At 64.4% G+C, this 23,424-nt stretch carries 14 protein-coding genes; 4 read left to right on the top strand and 10 right to left on the bottom strand.

Going from position 1 to position 23,424, the window contains the following annotated elements; all coding sequences use genetic code 11:
- Nucleotides 1-29 precede the first annotated feature (29 nt).
- The 8 genes from malQ to M2337_RS01130 all read right to left on the bottom strand — a co-directional run bounded on the left by malQ (nucleotide 30) and on the right by M2337_RS01130 (nucleotide 12,055).
- The gene (malQ, locus tag M2337_RS01165; RefSeq protein WP_264571357.1) at nucleotides 30-2,000 is read right to left on the bottom strand and encodes a 4-alpha-glucanotransferase; all 1,971 of its coding nucleotides are present in this window, start codon (nucleotides 1,998-2,000) and stop codon (nucleotides 30-32) included.
- An 11-nt stretch (nucleotides 2,001-2,011) separates the two neighbouring features.
- Complete coding sequence (locus M2337_RS01160) at nucleotides 2,012-2,293, bottom strand: DUF2934 domain-containing protein (RefSeq protein WP_264571356.1); 282 nt, start codon at nucleotides 2,291-2,293, stop codon at nucleotides 2,012-2,014.
- Nucleotides 2,283-4,562, bottom strand: a complete 2,280-nt coding sequence (gene treY, locus M2337_RS01155) for a malto-oligosyltrehalose synthase (protein ID WP_264571355.1) — start codon at nucleotides 4,560-4,562, stop codon at nucleotides 2,283-2,285. The genes M2337_RS01160 and treY overlap by 11 nt, the downstream gene beginning before the upstream one ends.
- Before the next feature lie 2 nt (nucleotides 4,563-4,564).
- A complete protein-coding gene (gene treZ / locus M2337_RS01150) occupies nucleotides 4,565-6,295 on the bottom strand; it encodes a malto-oligosyltrehalose trehalohydrolase (RefSeq protein ID WP_264571354.1) in 1,731 nt (576 codons plus the stop codon).
- Nucleotides 6,292-8,442, bottom strand: coding sequence for a glycogen debranching protein GlgX (gene glgX / locus M2337_RS01145; RefSeq protein WP_264571353.1), 2,151 nt, complete (start codon nucleotides 8,440-8,442; stop codon nucleotides 6,292-6,294). The genes treZ and glgX overlap by 4 nt, the downstream gene beginning before the upstream one ends.
- Nucleotides 8,439-9,671 (bottom strand): glucose-1-phosphate adenylyltransferase family protein, encoded by a 1,233-nt coding sequence (locus tag M2337_RS01140; protein ID WP_264571352.1) that lies wholly within the window; start codon nucleotides 9,669-9,671, stop codon nucleotides 8,439-8,441. Before M2337_RS01140 ends, glgX begins: the two co-directional genes overlap by 4 nt.
- Nucleotides 9,672-9,904: 233 nt before the next feature.
- Nucleotides 9,905-10,918, bottom strand: coding sequence for an inorganic phosphate transporter (locus M2337_RS01135; RefSeq protein WP_181560695.1), 1,014 nt, complete (start codon nucleotides 10,916-10,918; stop codon nucleotides 9,905-9,907).
- A gap of 12 nt (nucleotides 10,919-10,930) precedes the next feature.
- Nucleotides 10,931-12,055, bottom strand: a complete 1,125-nt coding sequence (locus M2337_RS01130) for a DUF47 family protein (RefSeq protein ID WP_264572309.1) — start codon at nucleotides 12,053-12,055, stop codon at nucleotides 10,931-10,933.
- Nucleotides 12,056-12,325: 270 nt separating this feature from the next.
- Here M2337_RS01130 and M2337_RS01125 point away from each other — a divergent pair, with 270 nt between their 5' ends.
- The 3 genes from M2337_RS01125 to M2337_RS01115 all read left to right on the top strand — a co-directional run bounded on the left by M2337_RS01125 (nucleotide 12,326) and on the right by M2337_RS01115 (nucleotide 17,978).
- Complete coding sequence (locus M2337_RS01125; RefSeq protein ID WP_264571351.1) at nucleotides 12,326-13,861, top strand: right-handed parallel beta-helix repeat-containing protein; 1,536 nt, start codon at nucleotides 12,326-12,328, stop codon at nucleotides 13,859-13,861.
- Between the two features lie 197 nt (nucleotides 13,862-14,058).
- Complete coding sequence (locus M2337_RS01120; protein WP_264571350.1) at nucleotides 14,059-15,552, top strand: ATPase domain-containing protein; 1,494 nt, start codon at nucleotides 14,059-14,061, stop codon at nucleotides 15,550-15,552.
- The gene (locus M2337_RS01115; protein WP_264571349.1) at nucleotides 15,552-17,978 is read left to right on the top strand and encodes a PAS domain-containing sensor histidine kinase; all 2,427 of its coding nucleotides are present in this window, start codon (nucleotides 15,552-15,554) and stop codon (nucleotides 17,976-17,978) included. Before M2337_RS01120 ends, M2337_RS01115 begins: the two co-directional genes overlap by 1 nt.
- Nucleotides 17,979-18,001: 23 nt before the next feature.
- Here M2337_RS01115 and M2337_RS01110 read toward each other — a convergent pair whose 3' ends face one another.
- Nucleotides 18,002-20,170 carry a sugar nucleotide-binding protein gene (locus M2337_RS01110; protein ID WP_264571348.1) on the bottom strand — a complete coding sequence of 723 codons (2,169 nt, stop codon included), beginning with the start codon at nucleotides 20,168-20,170 and terminating at the stop codon, nucleotides 18,002-18,004.
- Between the two features lie 193 nt (nucleotides 20,171-20,363).
- On the opposite strand from M2337_RS01110, the gene glf reads away from it, so the two are divergent.
- On the top strand, nucleotides 20,364-22,625 hold the full coding sequence (gene glf / locus M2337_RS01105) for a UDP-galactopyranose mutase (protein WP_264571347.1): 2,262 nt from the start codon (nucleotides 20,364-20,366) through the stop codon (nucleotides 22,623-22,625).
- A gap of 164 nt (nucleotides 22,626-22,789) precedes the next feature.
- Here the strand turns inward: glf and M2337_RS01100 are convergent, their stop codons facing one another.
- A complete protein-coding gene (locus M2337_RS01100) occupies nucleotides 22,790-23,413 on the bottom strand; it encodes a class I SAM-dependent methyltransferase (RefSeq protein WP_264571346.1) in 624 nt (207 codons plus the stop codon).
- Between the last annotated feature and the right edge of the window lie 11 nt (nucleotides 23,414-23,424).

Here is a 23,424-nt window from a genome sequence, read left to right as displayed (position 1 = left end):
CTATATGGGGTCGCTATCCCCGAATTTCATCAGGTCGACATGGGGGCATCGACGGACGTGTCCGCCTTGCGCCCGCAAAGATCGCGCAGCATCTTCGTGCGGCGCGCGACCTCCGGTCGTCGGAGCAGGGCGTCGACCGGGGCGGGCAGGCGGCGGCGCCAATTGGGGTGCTCGTCGAGCGTGCCGGGGAGGTTGGGCTGCTCCTCAAGGCCCAGCAGATCCTCGATCGAGATGATCTTCACCGGAGTCGGCGCCTGGGCGATGTGGGCGAGAGCTGCATCGACCACGCTGTCGGTCGAGACGCTGGCAAGCGCCTCGGGTGCGCCGGCCAGCAGGTTCCACAGATGCTCACGCTCCTCCGCGCGCCGGTCATGGTCTGCGGGCGTCTCGGGCTGCAGGCTCTGCCGCCATTCCAGATCGCGCGCGCGCCACCAGCCGGCGACGGTGGGCGTGTCGTGGGTGCCGGTCATCGCGACGCTGTGCGGGCGATAGGCCGAGGCGGCGGCGAATTTGCCGTGGGCGTCCCGCTCGAACCACAGCACGCTCATGCCCAATATGCCCCGCGCGGCCATGACCTCCATGAAGCTCTCGGGCGCGGTCCCAAGATCTTCGGCAATGATGAGCGCCTGACTGCGATGACTTTCGATGGCCAGGATCCGCAGCAGATCGGCGAACGGATAGTCGAGATAGACGCCCTCCGTGCTGGGCGCGCCCTCGGGGATGACCCACAAGCGGCGCAGTCCGAACGCGTGATCGATGCGAAGGCCGCCGGCATGGCGCAGGGCCGCCCGGATCATCCGGATCCACGGGCGGAACCCCTGCGCGCGCAGGGCGTGCGGCGAATAGGTGGTAAGGCCCCAATTCTGCCCGTTGGGACCAAGCGGATCGGGCGGGGCGCCGATGGTCAGGCCGCGCAGAAAGCCATCCGGATCGCTCCAGACGTCGCTCCCGCCGGGATCGACCCCGACGGCGAGGTCGGCGACCAGGCCGATGCGCATCCCCGCCTGGCGCGCCGAGGCCTGCACTTTGCCCAGCATTCGGTCGGTCTGGGTCTGCGCCAGAATGTGAACCGCCACCTCCTGCCAGTGGCTCCGGGCGAAATGGTCGACGGCCGGGCTTTGCGGGTTTTGAAACGCGGCCGGCCAGCGCTGCCACGGGCGGCCGCGAAACTCGATGGAGAGCGCGTCGAACAGCGCGTGGCGGATCAGGGCCGGATCGGATTGCGCGTCGTTCCAGACGGCGCGCTGGGCCTCCTCGTCGAGTGCCGCGAAGGTGGCGCGCTGCTTGAGAAGCGCCGCATCCCTGGCTGCGGTCCAGTCGATCAGTTCATCATTGGCATGATCGGGCGGCGAAACAGGCGCATCGGCCAGCAGGGTGTTGAGATAGGTGCGGCTGGACGGCGCATAGGGGCTGAAATGGCGAGCGGAACCCGGCACCAGCGCATGGACTGGACTGATCGCCAGCAGATCAGCGCCTTGCTCTGCAAAGCCGAGGCCAGCCACGCGCAGGTCCTCAAAGATGCCATACATCCCCTCGCTGCGCAGCGAGGGGATCTGGATCGCCGGCCCCCAAATGGCCGGGTCTGCGAGCTCGCAGCATCGGGTCGGCGCCACCGCCAAGGTAAAGACATGGCCTGCGATGTCGACCCGATGATAGCCGATTGCGTTGAAGGCCGGCAGTTGACCATCGTGGATGGCGACACGCCCTGCGCTGCCATCCTCAGAGGTGACCTCTGCAAAGGCTTCAGCCGCCAGACGATCCGGCAGAGGGACGGGCTGGCCGGCATCCGCACTCAGAAAGTCGGGATTCCGCGCGGCCTCTTCAGACAGTTTGGCCCAAGCCTGCGCCCGCTGCGCATCCGTCTCGGCGGCATAGCCCAGTGCCTGCAGGGCCGCTCGAAGCGTGTCCTGCGACACGCTATGCGCGAGGCCGTCGGCATCCTTCCAATGGATCGCGAGCCCTGCCGCGTGCGCCAGGGCTAGAATGTCATCGTCAGGCACAGCGCCCGGCCTCAGGGCGTTTTGGCTTTCTTCGCGCGGCCAGCTGCCGATGCCTTTTTGGCCGGCAGCGCCGTCGAAGCCGGGGAACTGGCGGCAGCCATCGTTTCGCTCTGCTCCTGCGGCAGGGATAGGTCAGCATCATCGGCAGGGGTGGCAGCCTGCTGTTGCTGCTGGCTCAGGACTTCCTGTTCCACCTGCTCCCAATGCTCGCGGTCACGCCCATGGGGTCGGCCTTCGGCTTCCCACAGCTCATAGGCCCGCTTACTGATCGTCTGATACTGGTCATCGTCCATATTGGGTTCCTTGCGTTTCGTGGGGTCGATCATGCGCGCCTCGCGCCGCCGCATCGGGGCCGGCGATCAGGTCGGGCAGGGGAATGTCGATGGTGACCGCGCGGTTTTGCCATGTCCGGGTGACGCGTAGCCCCTCCGGGGTTCGCTCCAGCCGATAGCTGCCCATAGCGAACAGTTCTGCATCCTCCCGGCGGCGCGCGAGCAGGTCCTGTGTCAGCTTTAGCTTGCGGGCATCGCGCCCGGCTGGGCCGGAGGCGATCGCGTCCCAGTCCACGGCTTGGCGATTGTCCGGGTCGGTCAGGGCAATCGCGACGATTTCCGTGCCCTGGTAGATGTCCGGCACCCCGGGCGCGGTGATCTGCAGGGCGGTCTGCGCCAGCATGAGCGCTTCCCACGTCTGCAGGAACGCCTGTCGCTCGTCGTCCGACCACAGCGCGCCGTCTTCAAGCGAGGCCATCAGGGACAGCGCAAGCTCGGTCACGCCGTTTTCCATCTCAAGCGCCGGCTCCTCATAGCTGGATTCGAGCTTCGCCTCCCGCATGGCCTTGGCGATGTGGTCTGCAATGCGTTGCGCGGCATCCGGCTGATCGAGCATCATCAGCGCGCATTGGATGGCATAGATGCCCCAGCGCGGCGGTAATGCCCGATCCTGTGCCCGTGCGAGTGCCTCCCCGTAGAGGGGCGCGCCCAGCTCCGGAAAGGCGGCCAAGGCGATGATCGCGGCCCTGGCATCAGCCGAGCGCTTGGTGTCATGGGTAGAGAGGGCATTGAGCGCGCAGGGGGTCTCGGATGCACGCTCGTTCATGCGCGCGGCAAAGCGCTCAAGGTCGATCGGCTGGAGGTCTGGGGCGGCGCCCACCTCGCAATATGGCAGATAGGCGATGGACCGATAAAAGACGGTATCCTCCTCGGACTTCGCGGTGAGCGCGCCGGTCAGTTGCTCGAACCGGGCAGCAAAGGCGCGCGCCAGCGGATCGTCCGGGGCGGACAGCAGACTGAACACGGGCCCCAGCATCCCGCTCGGGTGCGGATCGCCACGCGCACCGGCCAGAGCCTGCGCGCATAAGTCGCCCGGCGGCATCACGTCGGCGGCGTAGGAGCGATAGACCGGCCAGTGCATCGCAAGCTGCACGATGGCCGCGCGCACTTCCGGCGCTGCGACGGGCGATCCGGCCAGCGCCATGATGGCCGCATCGGTCACCCGGTCGAGCTCGGGGGTGAAGACGGTGTACAGCATCGTCCGGCGAACGCCGCGCACCTCAAGGGCGTAGTCCGTTGGCACATGCCCGCGCGCTGCGGCTGCCAAGGCATCCAGGCCTTCCGGCGGGGTCAGCAATTGGGTCACGGGCGCCATGAATTCATAACCGCTCATGCCCTCGACCGGCCAGCCAGGCGCCAGCGGCTCGCCCTCCTTGACGATTTTCTCCACCCAGATGGGAATGAAGCCCAGCGCCTCGCGCAGCCGGCGGAGGTAGCTGAGCGGGCGGGCCAGCCCGTCGATATGGTCGACGCGGACGCCCTGGACGCGCCCGGCTCGAACCTGCTCCACAATCCAGCGATGGGTGAACTCGAAGACCTCGGGGTCTTCCTGTCGCACCCCGATCAGATCGGTGACGTTGAAGAAGCGCCGGTGGACGATGTCGCCGCCATCATCCTGCCAATGGCCGATCTGCCAATGCTGTTCATCGAGCAACTGCGCCAGCAGGCCTTCGTTCAAGCCTTCTCCGCCCGCCAGCCGCTCCGTCAGCGGTGTTGCGCGCAGGGGGTAATGCTTGTCGTAGACGCGCAGGGTCGGATCATTGCCGATGAGCGAGAAGGCCAGCTGCGCCGCGTCCAGAAGATCGGCCGGCGTCCCGTCCAGAACCGGGAATTGCAGCGGGCCACGGTCCCAGTCGATATCGAACAGGGGCGCAAAGCGGCTCTCCTGCCCATGCCGCATGATGTCGGCGATGAAGGGATTTTCCGGCGTGAACGCCATATGATTGGGTACGATATCCAGAACGATGCCCAGCCCCGCGGCGCGCGCCGCGTCGCTCAGCGCGCGAAAGGCCTCGTCACCGCCGAGCACCGGATCGACCCGATTGGGATCGGTCACGTCATAGCCATGGGTGGAACCCTTCGCGGCGCTGAACAGCGGCGAGAGGTAGATATGGCTGATGCCCAGCGCCTGCAGCCAGGGAATGCGCGCGCGGACCGCCTCCAGATCGACGCCGTTCCGCAGCTGGATCCTGTACGTCGCGACGAGGCCGGGGGCGCTGGGATGGCGCATGGTCATTGGTCCTTTCGAACGGCGGCGGCGAAAGCGAAGCCGCTTCCTTGCGCAGCCTCCACGAAGAAGGGGTCAGTGGGTGTTGAAAAATCCTCGCCGCCAAGCAGCAAGCGGACGTGCAGGGCCGCAGTGGTAAATTCCCACCGCGCATCGAACGCCGCGCCTTCGCGCAGGACGACTGCCTTGGGCCGTTCCGTCTGTGCAAGGAGCGGCGTGATATGGAACGCCCGCAGCGCGAGAAGATCGCGCACAAAGGCTTCATGCTCGCGCTGCGCATCGTTGGCCGCGTGGCCGATCATCGAGCGGGCGGCCGTTTGCGGGTCATTGGGGTCCGGCACGGTACCGGCGAAGGATGTGAACTTCTCGAACTCCCGTGCCCGGCCCGTGCGCACCGCTTCAGCCAGATCGCCCGTGAAATCCGTGAAGAACAGGAACGGCGCTTCGGTGAGAAACTCATCGCCCATGAACAGCATCGGCGTGAAGGGCGTCAGCAGCGTCAGGGCCGTCACCACTCGCAGCGCGGCGCGGTCCGCCACCAGATGATGCAACCGCTCGCCCTGCGCGCGATTGCCGACCTGATCGTGATTGCCCAGGAAATTGATGAACGCCGTCCGGGGCAGCAGGGCGGATGGCTCGCCGCGCAAATGCTCATGCGGGGGCCGCTTCTGCCCCTGCTCGACATATCCATCGCGCAGCGCTAGCTCGATGTCCGCCAGCGGATCGACGGCGAAGGGGGCATAATAACTCTCGTCTTCCCCGGTCAGCAGGCAGTGGATCGCGTGGTGCCAGTCATCGTTCCAGCTGGCATTGAAGGGCGCATCCGGCTCGAGATAGTCGACGAGATTGCGTTCATCCTCGGTCACCAGGTGGATCGGGCGTCCCCAGTCGCGCGCGCGAACAGCCTTGCCCAAATCTTCTAGGAAGTCCTCGGTGGTCTGGTTGGCAATGGCGTGAACGGCGTCCAGGCGCAGCCCGTCGAGCTGATATTCCTCCAGCCAGAACAATGCGTTGTCGAGGAAGAAAGCGCGAACGGCGGGCACATCGAAGGCGATGCCATCCCCCCAGGGCGTGCGGGCCGAGGCGTGGAAGAAGGACGGGCACCAGACGGGCAGATAATTCCCCGAGGGGCCGAAATGGTTGTACACCACGTCGAGCATTACCGCGATGCCGAGCTTGTGCGCCGCATCCACGAACTGCTTGAGGCCGTCCGCACCGCCATAGCAAGGATGGGGCGCATAGAGCAGCACACCATCATATCCCCAGCCGCGCGTGCCCTCGAACTGGGCGACCGGCATCAGCTCGACGACCGTCACGCCGAGGCTTTTCAGGCGCGGCAACGCGCTTTGCGCGGCGGCAAATGTGCCCTCGGGCGTGAAGGTCCCGACATGAAGCTCATAGATGACCGCCTGATGCCAGGGGAGACCCGCCCAGTCGGCGGACCATTGGAAGGCGCGAGGGTCGACCAGGCGCGAGGGGTCGTGAACATCGCCCATCTGTGCCCGCGCTGCCGGGTCGGGATAGAGCCTGTCCCCGATGCGAAAGCCGTAGGAGGCTCCAGGTTGAGCCGCAGCGGTGCCGGAGAACCAGCCATGGTCACCCCGCGCCAAGGCCGTCGATACGCCGTCGATCTCGACTGCCACTGCTTCGCGATCCGGCGACCAGAGCGAGAAACGCCATTGCCCGTCTTCCTCGGGCTCTGCGCCCCAGCCTTTGCGGAAATGGTGGCCGGTCATTGTGCGGTCGGCGCGTAGACGCACACGCTGTTGGCCGGGATGGCGAGGACATCGCCCTCGCACGGCTCTTCGCTGAAGGGATCGGCGCTGGCGGTATCCAGGACGCGCGTCCAGTGCGCGATGCCATTGGGGTGGGGCAGGGTGAAGTCGAGCGCGTCGCCTGCGTTCACGATGATGAAGAGCGCACCGATATTCTCATCATCAAGGAAGGCCGCTCGCGCGGAGTGGTCGATGAACAGACCAAGGACGCGCAATTCCGTTTCCGCCCACACCGCCTCGTCCATCTCGCGCCCGTCGGGCTGATACCAGGCGACTTCCGTTCGCCCATCGTCCCCCGCATCGCCGAGCAGGAATGTCTCCTGCGCAAGGACCGGATGATCGAGGCGGAAGCGGACCATCCGCTGCACGAAATCGAGAAACGCATCGTCGCGCTCGGGCCAGGTGATCCAGGCCGTCTCATTGTCCTGACAATAGACGTTGTTATTGCCCTGCTGGCTGTTGCCGATTTCGTCCCCGCTCAGGATCATCGGCACGCCTTGGCTGAGCAGCATCGTCGCGATCATGTTCCGGCGGCGCTGGATGCGTGCCGCGCGGATATCGGCGTCGTCCGTCGCGCCTTCGACGCCCATATTGGCGGACAGATTATGATCATGGCCGTCCGCGCCATTCTCGCCATTGGCCTCGTTATGCTTGTCGTTGAAGGACACGCAGTCCATCAGCGTGAAGCCATCATGAGCGGCGAGGAAATTCACCGAGGAGGTGGGGCTCCGGTCCGAATGGTTGAACTGCTCGGGTGAGCCCAGCAGGCTCCCCGCCAGATCGCCGACCAGGCCGCCATCCCCCCGCCAGAACCCGCGCACGGTATCGCGGAACTTGTCGTTCCATTCGCGGAACGGCGCCGGGAAGCCGCCGACCTGATAGCCGCCTTCCCCCACGTCCCAAGGCTCGGCGATCAACTTTACACCCGCAAGGATGGGGTCCTGCCGGATCGCGCCGAAGAATGTCCCTTCCCGATCGAACCCCGCCGCCTGCCGTCCCAGCGTCGAGGCGAGATCGAAGCGGAACCCGTCGACATGCATGACCTGCACCCAGTAGCGCAGTGAATCGAGCACCATCCGCAGCACCATGGGGTGCGCCACAGAGAGCGTGTTCCCCGTGCCGGTCTGGTCGAACGAGTATCGCGGATGGTCCGGCGACAGGACATAATAAGCCGCATTGTCGAGGCCCCGGAAGCAGAGCGTCGGGCCGCGTTCCGATCCTTCGGCGGTGTGGTTGTAGACCACATCCATGATCACTTCGATGCCGACCCGGTGGAAGCGCTTCACCATCTCCTTGAACTGGCGAATGGCACCGGGGACGCCCTCGCCCTGCTGGAGGAAGCGGGTTTCCGGGGCGAAATAGCCGAGCGTCTGATAGCCCCAATAATTGGAGAGCCCGCGTTCCAGCAGGCTGCGATCATCGAGGAAGAACTGGCAGGGCAACAGCTCGATGGCGGAGACGCCGAGCTTGCGGAGATGGTCGAGGATCGGCTCGCACACCATGCCGGCATAAGTGCCGCGCAGCTCCTCGGGCACATCGGGGTGCGTCATGGTGAGGCCGCGCACATGCGCTTCGTAGATGATCGTCTCGGTCCATGGGAGACGCAGCGCCGCGTCCCCTTCCCAATCGAAATCGGGGTTCTGCACCACGCTCTTGACCATGAACGGAGCCGAATCCCGCGTGTCGAACGTCAGATCGTCGCCACTCAGGAGATCATAGCCCCACAGCGCATCGTCCCATTTGAGCGTGCCGGACACTTCCCGCGCATAAGGGTCGAGCAGCAGCTTGTTGGGGTTGAAGCGATGGCCCTGCTCGGGCTCATAGGAGCCATGCGCGCGATAGCCATAGAGTTGACCGGGCTTGAGGCCGGGGAGAAAGCCCGAGTGGATCGAGCCTTCGCGTCGCGGCAGTTCGAGCCGTTGAACCTCTTCTTCCCCATCGTCCGAGAAGAGCGAGAGTTCGATGGCCTCGGCATTCTCGGAAAAGATCGCAAAATGAACGCCCTCGCCGGTATATTCGGCGCCCAGTTCATGGTGCAGCCTGTCCGGCTTTGCGAAGGCCAGAGGCGTCGCGTCTGGCTCCAGGCCGATATCGTCTGCCTGGGTCAAAGTCCGGGCGCCAGCATTCTCCGGGGGCTCTCATCTGCCGAGGCATAATGGGGCTTGGCGGATCGTTTCGCCCCGGCGAGCCGGCTCATCGCCTGCGCGGACAGGAGGCGAATGCCGCCTTCCGAGACAAGGCAGCCCTCGCCGCATTGCCTGAGCGCTGCGGAGAGATCGAAGCCGTCGGGAATGACGGCATCGCCGGTCACGATCGCATTGTCGATGTGCACATCCGAGCCGACGCGCGCGCCGGGCATCACCACGACGTTGCGAAGCTGGGCTCGCTCGCCGACGCTGGCACCCTGGCCGATCATATGGCCCGGCCAGGCCGGACGGTCGGAAACCGGGGCCGACCGCACCGGCAGGCCAATGGCGCGCCGCCCGGCAACCGGCCAAGAGGGATCGAGCGCGACCCGGCCGCTGGCGATATCGGCATGAATGCCATGATAGGCATCCACCGTGCCGAGATCGCGCCACAGGGGCGCGGCCTGCCCACGCCCGGGCAGCGCGTAGACATAGGCGCCTCGCTCGGCCACCAGCCGGGGCAGGACATGCTTGCCGAAATCCAGATCCTCATGGAGCGGAGCCAGTTCAGCCAGCACCTGCCGCAGCAGCTGCCAGGTGAAGACATAGATGCCCATCGATGCAAAGGCATGACCAGGACGGTCCGGCGCTTCCGCAGGCAAGGCCGGCTTCTCCGCGAAATCGGTGATCAGGCCATCCGCGCCAGCCGTCATGACGCCGAATTGGTCGGCGTCGGCCAGCGGGACGTGCACCGCGCCGACCGTCACTTTCGCGTTGCTCAGCATGTGGCGTTCGATGAACGGCCGGTAGTCCATCTGGTAAAGGTGATCGCCCGCGAGGACCACGACATGATCCGGCGCTTCCTGGTCGATCTGGTCGCTGATCTTGACGACCGCGTCCGCCGTTCCGTTGAAGGGGCCGCATTCATTGCCGTCGAGCACGTCTAGCTCGATGCCGCCAAAGCGCTGCCATGTCTGGTTCAAATGGCGATGCAGCGCGTCGGGCTCATATTGGGTGAGCACCAATGCGCGGGGGATGCCGGAATTGGCGACATTCGCCAGCGTGAAATCGATGAGCCTGCCCACATCGCCGACCGGCAGAGCAGGTTTGGCGAGCGCGCTGGTCAGATCATGAAGGCGACTGCCCCGACCGCCTGCCAAGACAAGAGCCAGCGCCGCAGAAGTCGCATGCCGGGCATTCGATTGGCTCATATCTACCTCAGGTCAAAGGAAATCTTCGCCTGATTAACCAACGGCAACGCGCACTGTTCCCTGTCTTTACATATGTTAAGCGATTTTTGTTGCGCCCATCGGAGGGGCGCGCAGGGGCATGGAGCGTGCGGCGGACGAAGCCGCGCCGATACCGGCATAGAGGCGCCACTGTGCCAGCCGCCAAGCTGGCCGCAACGTCGGTGTTTGGCTAGTCCCTCTCGACGGCCGCAAGATCAGAACAGCCGGGCCAGAAAATAGAAGGCTGCGCCGACGACCGCTGACGCCGGGATGGTGATGATCCAGGCGATCATGACGCTCTGCGCCACGCCCCACCGCACGGCGGAGGCCCGTCGCGCGGTGCCCGCCCCGATCACGCAGCCGGTAATCGTGTGGGTGGTCGAGACGGGGATGCCCATCAGCGAGGCCGTGAACACCATGATCGAGCCGCCAAGCGAGGCGCTGAATCCCTGGTGCTGCGAGAGCTTGGTGATCCGCGAGCCCATCGTCTCGATGATCTTCCAGCCGCCCGTCAGCGTGCCCAGCGCGATCGCGATATAGCAGGCAATCGCCACCCAGTGCGGCACCGCGAATTCGCCGGTGAGATAGCCGGTCGAATAGAGCAGCACCGTGATGATGCCCATGGTCTTCTGCGCGTCATTGAGGCCGTGGCTGACGGAATAGGCGGCCGAGGACAACAGGTGCAGATAGCGAAACGCATGCTCGGCGCCACGAGCGGTGGCCCGGCGGAACACCCAGCTCGTCGCCAGCATGATCAGCATGGAGAGCAGCATGCCCAGCGTGGGCGAGAGCACGATGGCGATCAGCGTCTTGTTGAGGCCGCTCCACTGGATGCCGGAGATGCCGGCATGGGCCATCCCCGCGCCGATGAGGCCGCCGATCAGGGCATGGCTGCTGGAGGAGGGAATGCCCTTGAGCCACGTCACCACATTCCAGAACATGGCGCCGATCAGCGCGCCGAAGATGACGGCCGGCGTAATCAGATCCTGACTGACGAGGCCGGCGCCGATGGTCTCGGCGACCTTGTGCAGGCTGGGGAAGGCCAGCATGAGAAAATAGGCCGCGAAATTGAAGAAGGCCGCGAAGACCACCGCCGCGACCGGGCCGAGCAGGCGCGTCGCCACCACGGTCGCGATCGAGTTGGCGGCATCGTGCAAGCCGTTGAGATAATCGAATGCGAGCGCGATGACGATCAGGCCGACCAGCAGCGGAAAAGCGAGGTTGTGCATGACCCTGTGCGCTCAGCTATGGTCGATCACGATGCCGTCAATCGCATTCGCGACATCCTCGAGCGCGTCGACGATCCGCTCCAGATGCTTGTAGATCTCGCGCCGGACGATGAACGCCATGGGATCGGCCGTCCGGAACTTTCGATAGGCCTGCTTCAGCCCCTCGCTGTGGATGGCGTCGGCATGGCCTTCCATCCGCACCAGCCGCTCGGTCAGTTCATGCAGGCGCTTGCCGTTTTGTGCGACATTGCGCAGCAGCGGCATGGCTTCCGCCAGCACGCGCGTGCTGTCGACGATAATCGCCGCCATGTCCTTCATTTCCTGATCGAAGTCGTGCACGTCATAGATGTCGATGGCCGCCACTGCCGACTGCATCTCATCGATCGCATCGTCGGTCGAACTCACAAGGCTGATGATCGCGCTGCGGTCGAACGGCGTGAGGAACGTCTTGCGGACAAGGTGAAGCACCTCACGGATGATCTCGTCGGCATCGGTTTCCCGCTCGATCACCTCGCGAATATGGTCATCGCGGCTGTCCCCGTCATGCAGCAGCCGGGTCAGCGCGTCGGCGCCGGCGACCACGGTCTGGACATGCGCTTCGAACAGATCGAAGAAATTTCCCTGCTTGGGCAAAAGGCGCTGAAACCAACCAAACATCCTGCTTATCCCTGAAGTATGCGCAACGGTGTCCATCACCGATTGGCGCCGTGTCGCCGCCTTGAACTCGGATGCTGCGAAGGATCGGATCAGATCGCTCAGATCCGGCTCGTCGACGGCATCGGCCGCCTCGCTGAGGCTGAACCACCGCCGCTCGCGCTCGTGCTGCTCTTTCCAGTCTGTGAGTTCCCGATTGACCGCCAGCGGGAACACCTCGACGTCCACCATCAAATTGGCGCCATTGCGCCGCCTTTTGCGGTAGCGGTAGGTCCCCAACGGCGTCGGGCAGACGGCCCCGACGATGCCGGCTTCTTCCTCGGCTTCGGCCGCGGCCGCCTGATGCGGGAGCTTGCCCGCCGATCCATTGCCCTTGGGAATCACCCAGCGCTTCGTCTCGCGCGAGGTGATGAGCAGAATCCGGATCGGTGCATCCAGCGCATCGCCTTCAGCCCGATAGGGTAGTGCCGCAATCTGTTTGATTGTTTGTCCCCTCAGCAGAGCGCGTGGCGCCCATTGTGACAGTTTTATGTCAGTTGCAACAGTCAACCGCGCGCGATGTCCCCTGAAGAGCAGCAGGTCATTCGACATTCATGCCCTTGCCGCTAGAGCGAGGACTGTTCGATCTTCAAGGCCCTCTGCCGCACTATGTTCAGCACACTGCTTCCGACCCTCCGCTCCGTCCACGTTCACCGGCCTTCGCCAGACCTCAGCAATCGCGGCGCTGGCCTGCAAGGCCGGGCCCTGCGTTTCATGCGCCCGGGCAGAGGCCTCAAGCTCATCGCGGTGGCGCTCAGCCTCACCGCTGCCCATGCCAGAGCAGAGACCTATCATGTGAACGCGATCACGGGGGACGATCGTTTCGACGGTCGGGTTGCAACGCAGCCGTTTCGGTCGCTCGCCCGGTTGGGCAACGTGAAACTCAAGCCGGACGACAGGGTTCTGCTGGCGGCGGGGTCGGTGTGGAAAGAACCGCTCACCATCACCCAATCGGGCAGCAGAGGGGCGCCCATTGTGGTCGTCGCAACCGGTTCGGGCGCGCGCCCACGCATCGATGCGGGCGGCGTCTCGCCCCATGCGGTCGCGATCCTGAACGCAAGCTATGTGACGGTGAGCGGCCTTGAACTGACCAATGACGGCCCGCCTGCCGGCTCCCGCTATGGCGTGCTCGTGTCGGCCGAAAATGTCGGCGTCGTCCGCGGCATCCGCATCAGCGACATGTACATCCATGATGTGCGCGGCACGAATGATCGCAAGGACAATGGCGGCATCGTCTTTCAGGCGCTCGGCCCCCGCTTTCCGACCCGCTTCGACGACCTCGCGATCGAGCGCAACATCATCTGGCGGGTGGACCGCTCCGGCATTGCCGGCATCAGCGATCAGGTCACTGCCGCGCGCTGGTATCCAAGCTATGACATCGTGATCCGGGACAATTATCTGGAGGACATCGGCGGGGATGGCATCGTGCCGCGTGGCACCGATGGCGCGCTGATCGAGCACAATATCGTTCGCTATGCCGCCGGCCGGGCGCCCGGATACAGCGCCGGGATCTGGCAGTGGAGCACGGATCACAGCCTCATCCAGCTCAATGAAGCTGCCTACACCCGCACGCGCTATGACGGTCAGGGCTTCGATTCCGACTTCAACTCGCGCCGGACGACCATCGCGTACAATTACAGCCACGATAATGCCGGCGGCTTTCTGCTGATCTGCTCGCCCAAAGCCAATGACAAGGACAATATCGGCAATCGTGGCACCGTGGTGCGTCACAATGTCAGCCAGAATGACGGGACGCGAATCTTCCAACTGTCAGGCACGATTTCGGACGCCTTGATCGAGAAGAATGTGATCCACGTCGCGAAGGGCAAGGACGTCCAAATGGTGGTCGCCACCGAGTGGCAGGGCTGGGCGAGCGACGTGCGCTTCCGCAACAATCGCTTCGCGGTGGCGGGCACGGCGCGTTATGGCAGCGAGGTCGGCCGCCAGGGGCCGGATTATCTGATCTCGGCCGGCTTCTCGCCGGCTCAGTTCATTCGCTTCACGGGCAACGACTATCTCGGCGCTCATGTCGATCCGCCCCGCGACGAGGTCGGCCTGATGAAAGCTGACTATAAGGCCCCCTCGCTCGATTGGGCGGTGCCGACATTCGACCCGGCCAAGCCGGACGGTTTCGCGGATTATCTCGCGCGCCACCGCCAGTGGATGCTCGCCATGCTTGAGCGAGAACTGGGCGCGCCGGTAAAGCTGCTCACGCCCCGCCGCGCGTCGGTCTTCGAGGCGCGACGGTAGGGGGGCTTCAGCTTTCGGGTTCCTCGCGCGTTCCCAGCGGGCAGGGCCAACATCGCAACTTCAAATTAAAGCGTTGCGCCCGCGCAATCCTGAGAGACGGAGGGATCGCAATCCTCTATCGTGGGTTTTCAGCTTGCTCTTTTCGGGAGCGGTGGACGTGCGGAGACGGTCCGGCGTTTGCGAAGGGAGATATGCGGATGGATCGGACGGCGAAGGCGTCGAGTGGGATTGAGGGGCTTGATGATGTAACGGCGGGCGGCTTTGCCAGCGGCAGGCTTTTCCTCGTCGAGGGCGATCCGGGCACCGGCAAGACGACCATCGCAAGCCAGTTCCTCCTGAACGGTGCAGAGGCCGGGGAGCGGGGGCTGTACATCACCCTGTCGGAAACCGAGGAGGAACTGCGTGAGACCGCTGCCTCGCACGGCTGGGCACTGAACGAGCATTTCCACATTTTCGAACTCGTACCGCCCGAGACGCTGCTGGACGAGAATCAGCAGCAGAGCCTGCTCTACTCCTCCGACCTCGAACTGGGCGAAACCACCAAGCGCATCCTCGAGGCGATCGAGCGGGTCAAGCCGCAGCGGTTAGTGATCGACAGTCTCTCGGAAATCCGGCTGCTCGCGCAAAGCTCGCTGCGCTACCGCCGCCAGATTCTGGCGCTGAAGCACTATTTCGCCAAGCATAATGCAACCGTGCTGATGCTCGACGATCTGACCTCCGACACCAATGACAAGACGGTGCACAGCGTCGCTCATGGCGTGTTGCGGCTTGAGGAGCTGGCACCGATCTACGGTTCGGAACGCCGCCGGTTGCGGATGCTCAAATATCGCGGCCAGCGCTATCGCGGCGGCTATCATGATTTCGTGATCGATACCGGCGGTGTCCGGGTTTTTCCGCGACTGGTGTCGCTGGAGCATAAATCCGATTTCGTGCGGGCCACCGCGCCCACGGAAAGCGCTGAACTCAATGCCCTGCTCGGCGGGGGCTTTGACTCCGGCACCAGCACGCTGATCCTCGGCCCGACGGGAACGGGCAAATCCCTTCTGGCGCTCAATCTCGTGAAAGGGTGCATCGCGCGCGGAGAGACGGCGGCCATGTTCGTCTTCGATGAGGAACTCGGCCTGCTGGCCGATCGGGCCAAGGGGCTTGGCATCGATGTGAGCAGGCTGGTCGCGGACGGCAAGCTCGTCATCGAGCAGGTCGATGCAGCCGAAATGTCGCCCGGCGAGTTTGCGCATCGGGTGCGCGCGACCGTCGAGGAGCATGGCATCCGCACCGTCGTGATCGACAGCCTCAATGGATATCGCGCGGCGATGCCCGAGGAGAGCGCGCTTGTCCTCCACATTCACGAGCTGCTGCAATATCTCAATCGGCGCGGGGCCAGCACGTTCCTTACCGTCACGCAGCATGGTGTGGTGGGAGACATGCAGGCGCCGGTGGACATCACCTATCTGGCCGATACGGTCGTGCTGCTGCGCTATTTCGAGGCGGTGGGCCATGTCCGGCGGGCCATCTCGATCGTCAAGAAGCGCTCGGGCGTCCATGAGAATACGATCCGCGAATATCGTATCGACGCACAAGGCATCACCATCGGCGAGCCGCTGACGCATTTTCAGGGTGTGTTGCGTGGCATCCCGACGATGGTCGGTGCCGGCGATCTGATGGATCTCGGCCAGGACAAGCGCGGCTGATGAACCGCACTTTTTCGGAGCGTGCCGTCATCCTCGCCCCTCACGGTCGGGATGCAGAGATCGCCGCCGCCATCCTCAACCAGGCCGGCATTGAAACCGAGATTGTTCCGTCGCTAGATGCGCTGGTCGCGCGTCTCGCACAGGGCCTTGGGTTCGTGATGATGACCGACGAAGCGGTCAAGGCGGCCGATCTGAGGCCGCTGGTGGAGCTCATCGCGGCGCAGCAGGAATGGTCCGATCTTCCCTTCGTCCTGCTCACCCAGCGCGGCGGCGGCATCGAGCGCAATCCGGCGGCCGGCCGTCATCTCGAATTGCTCGGCAACGTGACCTTTCTCGAACGCCCCTTTCACCCGACCACATTGGTCAGCGTCGCCACGGCGGCCTTGCGGGCGCGCCGGCGACAATATGAAGCGCGAACCCGGCTTGAGGATATTCGCGCCGTCGAAGAACGCTACCGCCTGGCGAGCAAGGCGACGAACGACGCCATCTGGGATTGGGATTTCGTCACCGACTATGTGACCTGGAACGACGCGCTCTCCATTGCTTATGGTCACCCGGCCGACCAGATCGAGAATAACGGGACATGGTGGATCGCGCAGATTCACCCGGACGACCGGGACGAGGTGGACAGGACCATCCACGCAGCGATCGACGGCTCGTCGGACAGCTGGAGCGGGGAATATCGGTTCAGGCGTGGAGACGGGAGCTACGCCCACGTCTTCGATCGCGGCCACATCATCCGGGATGCGCAGGGGCGGGCCTTGCGCATGATCGGGGCGATGCTCGATCTATCCGAGCGGATGCGCGTCCGGGCCGAGCTTGCGATTAGCGAGGAGCGGCTGCGGCTCGCGACGGATGCCGCCGAGGTCGGCTTCTGGGACGTCGACGTGGTCAACGATGTTCTGATCTGGCCGCCCATCGTGAAAGGGGTGTTCGGCATCTCGCCCGATGTCGAAGTGTCGATGCGGGATTTTTACGAAGGCCTCCATCCCGACGATCGCGCGCATACCACTGAAGCCTATCGGGCAGCCGCAGACCCGAATGTCCGCGCGATCTATGATGTCGAATATCGAACGATTGGCAAGGAAGATGGACTGGTGCGCTGGGTCGCCGCCAAGGGACGCGGGGTCTTCGACGAGGCCGGGCAGTGCCTGCGCGTCGTCGGCACAGCGATTGACGTGACGGCGCGCAAGCGCGCCGAGGCGGAACTGCGGGAGCTCAACGAGCATCTCGAGCGTCGCGTGACCGAGGAGGTCGCGGTGCGCGAGCAGGCGCAGGCGGCCTTGCGTCAGGCACAGAAAATGGAAGCTGTCGGCCAATTGACCGGCGGCATCGCGCATGACTTCAACAATATGCTGGCCGTGGTGATCGGCTCACTCGACCTGTTGAGCCGACGCGTCCTGCCCGATGATGAGCGCGCGAAACGCTATATCGATGCCGCGATCGACGGCGCGGAACGCGCTGCGACCCTGACCCATCGCCTCCTGGCATTTTCGCGCCAGCAGCCGCTCAATCCCGAGGTGCTCGATCCCAACAAGCTCGTCTCGGGCATGTCCGAGCTTCTGCTGCATTCGCTGGGCGGCGATGTCCGGCTGGAAACGGTTCTGGCGGCGGGCGTGTGGCGCACCCATGCCGACCGCAACCAGCTTGAAAACGCGATCGTCAATCTGGCGGTCAATGCCCGCGATGCCATGCCGGATGGCGGACACCTGACGATTGAAACGCAAAACACGCACGCCGATGATCGCTATGCCGCGGAGAATTTCGGTGTTCCGGCGGGCCAATATGTGATGATCGCCGTGACCGATACCGGCACGGGCATGCCGGACGACGTGATCGCCAAGGCGTTCGATCCCTTCTTCACCACCAAGGCGGTGGGCAAGGGCACCGGTCTGGGGCTGAGCCAGGTGTACGGATTTGTCCGGCAGTCGGGCGGGCATATCAAAATCTATTCCGAGCCGGGCGAGGGGACGACGATCAAGATCTATCTCCCTCGCTTCTATGGCGAGGTCGCCGGAGAGATCGAACAGGTACGGGCCGACCTGCCGAGGGGCGATGAGCAGGAGGTCATTCTGGTCGTCGAGGATGAGGCCGCCGTCCGCCGCTTCAGCGTCGATGCGCTCGTGGAACTGGGCTATCGCGTGCTGGAAGCGGATGGCGGACATGCGGCGCTCCGCGTGCTGGACGAGCATCCGGAGATCACGCTCTTGTTCACGGACATCATCATGCCGGACATCAACGGACGGAAACTCGCCGATGAAGCGTGCCGCCGCCGGCCGGACCTGAAGGTGCTCTATACCAGCGGCTATACGCGCAACGCCGTTGTCCACAACGGCGTTGTCGATCCCGGTGTGGAGCTTCTCGGCAAGCCCTTCACGGTCGAGCAGCTCGCGGCCAAGATCCGGGCGGTTCTCGAAAAGGCCTAGGCTGAGGCGACGAACCTGCGCCCTCAGCGGAGGTGCAGGGCAAAGCGGTCGATTGCCGAAGCCAGGCTGGGCATGATCAGGCCGCGCTCGCTGCTCATCGGCGCATGGCGGGGCCGCCGCGCCGGCCAGTTCATCGCGTCGATGGAGACCGTTTCGATCAGATCGGTCGGCAGCTCCATCCTTTCGCCCACGGCATGCGCAAACTGCGCCCAGGAGAAAGCGCCGTCGCTGGTGAGGTGCCAGATGCCGCACTCGTCGTCGATCACGAGGTCGAGCGTGGCGCGGACGAGATCGGGCACATAAGTGGGCGAGGTGATGCAGTCCCCCACGGCGTGAAATATGCGTTCGGTCCGCAGCGCCGCCACCAGATGCATGGCGAAATTGTGCGGATCATAGGGTGAGAAGAAGGATGCGGTCCTGATGACCAGGGCGCGCCCGCCAGCCGCCAGAACACCCGCCTCAGCGCGCGCCTTGCTGTCTCCGTAGACGTTGAGCGGCGCTGGCGCATCGCTCTCCACATAAGCGCGCCGACCATGGCCATCGAAGACGAGGTCGCTGGAGAAGCAGCTATAATGGATGTCGCGTTGCGCGCAGGCGGCTGCAAGGGCAACGCAGCCTGTGAAATTGGTCGCAAGGCAGGCGTCGGCGCTGCCCTCTGCTTCATCGACCCGCACCCAGCCGGCGCAGTTGATGACGGCCCAAGGCCGCAGCCGATCCAGCGCGTCGGCAATCGTGGCGGCATCGTGCAGGTCGATGACGTCTCGTCCGACCAGCCGATGATCGATATCACGGAGCGAACAGGCCCCCGCAAAGGCTTGGCCCAAGGTTCCGGTTGCGCCCAAGATCAAGAGCGGGCGCGCTTCTGGAGCCGGCGGCATATCGATCGCGCGTGGCTCTGTCATAGCCAGGGCGAGTCGCCCGGGTCGACGCCACCATCCCTGTCCATGGAGGACAGAGTGATCCGGCCTTGCGCCTCCTGCCAACGCGCGCATCATCGGCGCCAAAGCGGTCTCTCGCGGTTCGGGGCCCCGCACGTCGAACACGCCGCTCTCATAATGGCCGGCCTTTTTGGTGAGCAGGCTGTCCCAGTCGAACGCGCCGAACAGGCTCCAGACTGTCACTGCCTCGATGCAGATGCAGTCCGCGCGGAGGGCCGTGGCTGTCGTCCAGGCCTCATCGAGCCAGCGCATCTGCTCCTCGCGCGTGCAACCATTGTGCACCTCGGTGAGCACGATGGGCACCTCATAGCGTTCCCAGGCAGCGCGAACGGCGCCTTCAAGGCCCGGCGGGTGAGCTATGGCTCTGACGGCTTCGACGTCGGCAACCGGCCCGAGGGCACAAGCGCCATGGCTGGCCGGGGGATGGCGCTCCAGTTGGTGGTCGAGGAAGCGGTCGCTGGTGAGGTAGTGATTGAGGCCGATGATGGCCGGCGGGCATGGCGCGGAAGCGATGTCACGAAGACGATCCGACAGCCCCAGTCCGTCGAGGTGATTCCAAAGCGCGTGCCCCGCTATCAGGCGGCCGGTCAGCAAGTCCCAGGTCGCCCAGCGGCGATGATTGTCGAAGCCTGCCTGATCGGCCCGCTGCGGTGTCGCGTCCGTGTGCCCCAGATCCTCCGTTTGAACGAGGCGCGCCGCGGGAATGATCGTGCGGATCGCGTCCATCGCCCCCCGAATGGCATCGATCTGGTTGAGGAGCGCGGTCCAGAAAGCCGTCTCGTCGTGAAGATGGGGATACCAATGACCATAAAGGGCGGAAAAGCGCGCAGTGGTGAGAGGCTCGTTGACCGGCGTCCAATCCTGGACCCAGGGGAACCGCTCGGCCGCCTCCCGCGCGTGATCGGCAAGACCCGCCGCAAATGCCGGGTCCAGCAAGTGGGTGGGGGCGGGACCGCTGCCATGATGGATCAGGCCGAGGATCGGGCGGATGCCAAGCGCGCGCAGCCGCCCTAGCCGGTCGGCGTGCCACGCCCAAAGAGCCTCGCGCTGGTCGCTTTGGGCAAAACTCTCCCACAGCAAAGGGTAACGCAGCGCCGTCACGCCCAAGCCGGCCAATCGATCCAGATCTTCGGGTCGATCACTGTGCCCGCTTCGCGCCGACTGATCGAGATAATCATCCCCGACGCGATTGATCGTGCATTCGCAGCCGCCCCACAGGGCGAGAGGGGCAAGCTGGGTCGATCCGGCGTCCAAGGGAACCTCATACGGCGATGGCCGTGCACCGAGCATATACCAACCCGGCCCCCCGTTCGCCTCCAATCAAAGTCCTACTGGCACTATCGTATTGATATCGATCAATCGTGGTAAATAAGCGGGAGCAAGGACGCTGCGCGCGCATTGTTGCCCATACAGGTTCATTCCGCTCTAGCCTCGAAAGCCACAAATAATGACGCTGATGTGCTTCTCGCATCTGCGCTGGGACTTCGTGTTCCAGCGCCCGCAACATCTTATGTCGCGTTTCGCATATCGTCAGCCGGTCACCTTCTGGGAGGAACCGCTCGTGAGCGGCGAGACCGCTGATGCCTGGCTGGAGCTGAGGACGCCCGCCCCGCACATCACCGTCGCGACACCGCACCTCCCGGAAGGCCTGACGGATGCGGAAAGCCAAGCAACCCTGCGGCACCTGCTCGACGCCCATCTGGGCGATCATGCCGAACTGCTGGTGACATGGTACTATACGCCGATGATGCTGCCCTTCTCGCGGCATCTCCAGGCGGCCTGCACCATCTATGACTGTATGGACGAGCTGGCGAATTTCCGCTTTGCGCCCCCCCAGCTGGCGGAACTTGAAGCCGAGCTGTTCGAGAGAGCCGATCTCGTTTTCACTGGCGGCTACAGTCTCTACGAGGCGAAGCGCGCGCGCCACCCTGCCGTCCATGCCTTCCCCTCCAGCGTCGACGCCGCGCATTTTGCCGCGGCGCGCCTGCCGGGGGAGGATCCTTCCGACCAGGCCGCTCTCGCGCGGCCGCGGTTCGGCTTCTACGGCGTCATTGACGAACGGATGGACCTCGCCCTGCTCGCCGCCATCGCCGATGCGCATCCCGACTGGTCGCTGGTGCTCGTGGGGCCCGTGGTCAAGATCGATCCCGCCGATCTGCCGCAGCGGCCCAACATCGCCTATCTGGGAAGCAAAGTCTATGGCGAGCTCCCGCACTATGCGCGGGGCTGGGACGTCGCGTTGATGCCCTTTGCCATCAATCCGTCCACGCAGTTCATTTCTCCCACCAAGACCCCGGAATATCTTGCAGCGGGCCTGCCGGTGGTCTCCACCCCGATCATCGATGTCGTGCGCCATTATGGCATGCTCGACGCGGTCGAGATCGCCGGCAATCCCGAGGCATTCGTGGCTGCGTGCGAGCGGGCGCTCTCTCGCGCCCGTGCGCCTGCCGATGCCCCGTGGAGGGCGAGCGCCGACGCATGTCTCGCCGATCTCTCCTGGGACAAGGTGGTCGACGCGATGTCGGCGCTCATCGAGGAGGTGATGACGCCGCTCCCCACCCGCCATTACGATTATCTGGTCGTCGGCGCAGGTTTTGCGGGCGCGGTGATGGCGGAACGCCTCGCGGCGGACGGCGGCAAGCGCGTCCTCGTCATCGATCGGCGCGACCATATCGCCGGCAATGCCTATGACCATTATGACGAGGCCGGCATTCTGGTCCATCGCTACGGTCCCCATATTTTCCATACGAACAGTCAGGACATCGTCGACTTCCTCTCACGCTTCACGCGCTGGCACCCTTACGAGCATCGCGTCCTGGCGGACGTCGATGGGCTGCAGGTGCCGATGCCGATCAACCGCGACACATTGAACAGCCTCTACGGGCTGGCATTGGCGGACGAGGCAGAGGCGGAGGCCTTTCTTGAGAGCCAGGCGGAGCCGGTAGAGACGATCCGCACATCGGCCGACGTGGTCATCTCCAAGGTGGGGCGCCATCTCTATGAGACGTTCTTCCAAGGCTATACCCGCAAGCAATGGGGCATGGACCCGTCCGAACTCGACAAATCGGTTACAGCCCGCGTGCCCACGCGGACAAATACGGATGATCGTTATTTCACCGACAGCTTCCAGGCGATGCCGGCCGAGGGCTATACGGCGATGTTCGCGGCCATGCTCGACCATCCGCTGATTGACGTGGAGCTTGGCGTCACCTTCGAGGAGGTTGCTGCCCGCGTGCGGTATGACCGGCTGGTCTTCACGGGGCCAATCGATGAATATTTCGGTCATCGCTACGGCAAGCTGCCCTATCGCTCGCTTGAGTTTCGGCACGAGACCCGCGACACCGAATGGCTGCAGCCGGTCGCCGTCATCAATTATCCGTCCGAAGCCGTGCCCTATACGCGCATCACCGAGTATAAGCATCTGACCGGCCAGAGCGCAGTCCGCACGAGCATCACTTACGAATATCCCAGTGCGGAGGGTGACCCCTATTACCCCATCCCGCGCCCGGAAAATGCCGCTCTGTTCAAACGCTATGAAGCGCTCGCTTTGGGCACGCCCGATGTCCTGTTCGTCGGACGGCTCGCCACCTACCGCTATTATAATATGGATCAGGTGGTCGGCCAGGCGCTCGCGACCTACCGGCGGCACATGATGCAACTGAGGACGGCAAAGCCGGCCCATGATATCGACGCGATCGCTGCTGAATAGGGGCGTCCCGCGCAAGCGCGATCATGGAGTATCTGATGGCCCGCTGCGGGGCGACAGGGCAGGGGGCCTCGGCGAGGTAGACGCTGCCGCCTTAGCCCATCGCATACACAGACCGGAGCGCCTAACGCCGCGATCGAGCAATTGTGATGGGGAGCGACGCCGGATCAATCCACCCGGTTCGAAGGGCGAGATCGCTTCGGCTCTCGACACCAATAGAGATGATAAGGCGGCACGTTGAGCCAGCGCCGGCGCCGTTTCACTCGTGTGAAGACTTTGCGGAGTGAGGGTTCGATCGTCCGACGCACCTGATAAGCGAGGAACTCACCGTCATCGTTGAGAAGGCGCGCTGCATCTTCCACGATCCTCGCCCTGTCGGACTTCTCCAACGCGGAGAAGGGGAGGCCAGAGAGAATATAGTCTACCCGCCCGACCACGTCGTGCCCGAGGATAGTCTGAGCTTTGAGGGCTGAACCAGTATGGACCGTAAAGCGAGGATCATCGATCGTCTGGCGAAGATGGTCGGCAAGCCCGTCCTCGCTTTCGATCGCGATCAGCTGAGCGTCGCGTGGGAGGTGCGCAAGAATATAGCGGGTAAACTCACCTGTGCCGGGGCCATATTCGACGAACAGGCGCGTTTTGGCCCAGTCGACCCCTGCTAGCTGGCGCTCGATGGTGCCCGTCGAGGTTGCAATGGGCGATCCCACGGAAAGGGGCGCCTTGGCGAACTCCTTGAGGAATGTCGTCCAATGCGGTGAGCCGCCATTTTCGCCCTGCGACGTGCTCGTCATGGCATATATCC

Source organism: Sphingobium sp. B2D3A, from assembly GCF_025961795.1.
Taxonomy (GTDB): Bacteria; Pseudomonadota; Alphaproteobacteria; order Sphingomonadales; family Sphingomonadaceae; genus Sphingobium.
The sequence above is the reverse complement of the archived record's forward strand: the minus strand, read 5'-3'. Positions and strand labels throughout refer to the sequence as shown.

Coding starts and splice junctions, on each gene's coding strand:
- M2337_RS01160 (WP_264571356.1), bottom strand. CDS start 2,293: ATGGACGATGACCAGTATCAGACGATCAGTAAGCGGGCCTATGAGCTG.
- treY (WP_264571355.1), bottom strand. CDS start 4,562: ATGCGCCATCCCAGCGCCCCCGGCCTCGTCGCGACGTACAGGATCCAG.
- treZ (WP_264571354.1), bottom strand. CDS start 6,295: ATGACCGGCCACCATTTCCGCAAAGGCTGGGGCGCAGAGCCCGAGGAA.
- M2337_RS01140 (WP_264571352.1), bottom strand. CDS start 9,671: ATGAGCCAATCGAATGCCCGGCATGCGACTTCTGCGGCGCTGGCTCTT.
- M2337_RS01135 (WP_181560695.1), bottom strand. CDS start 10,918: ATGCACAACCTCGCTTTTCCGCTGCTGGTCGGCCTGATCGTCATCGCG.
- M2337_RS01125 (WP_264571351.1), top strand. CDS start 12,326: ATGCGCCCGGGCAGAGGCCTCAAGCTCATCGCGGTGGCGCTCAGCCTC.
- M2337_RS01120 (WP_264571350.1), top strand. CDS start 14,059: ATGGATCGGACGGCGAAGGCGTCGAGTGGGATTGAGGGGCTTGATGAT.
- M2337_RS01115 (WP_264571349.1), top strand. CDS start 15,552: ATGAACCGCACTTTTTCGGAGCGTGCCGTCATCCTCGCCCCTCACGGT.
- glf (WP_264571347.1), top strand. CDS start 20,364: ATGACGCTGATGTGCTTCTCGCATCTGCGCTGGGACTTCGTGTTCCAG.
- M2337_RS01100 (WP_264571346.1), bottom strand. CDS start 23,413: ATGACGAGCACGTCGCAGGGCGAAAATGGCGGCTCACCGCATTGGACG.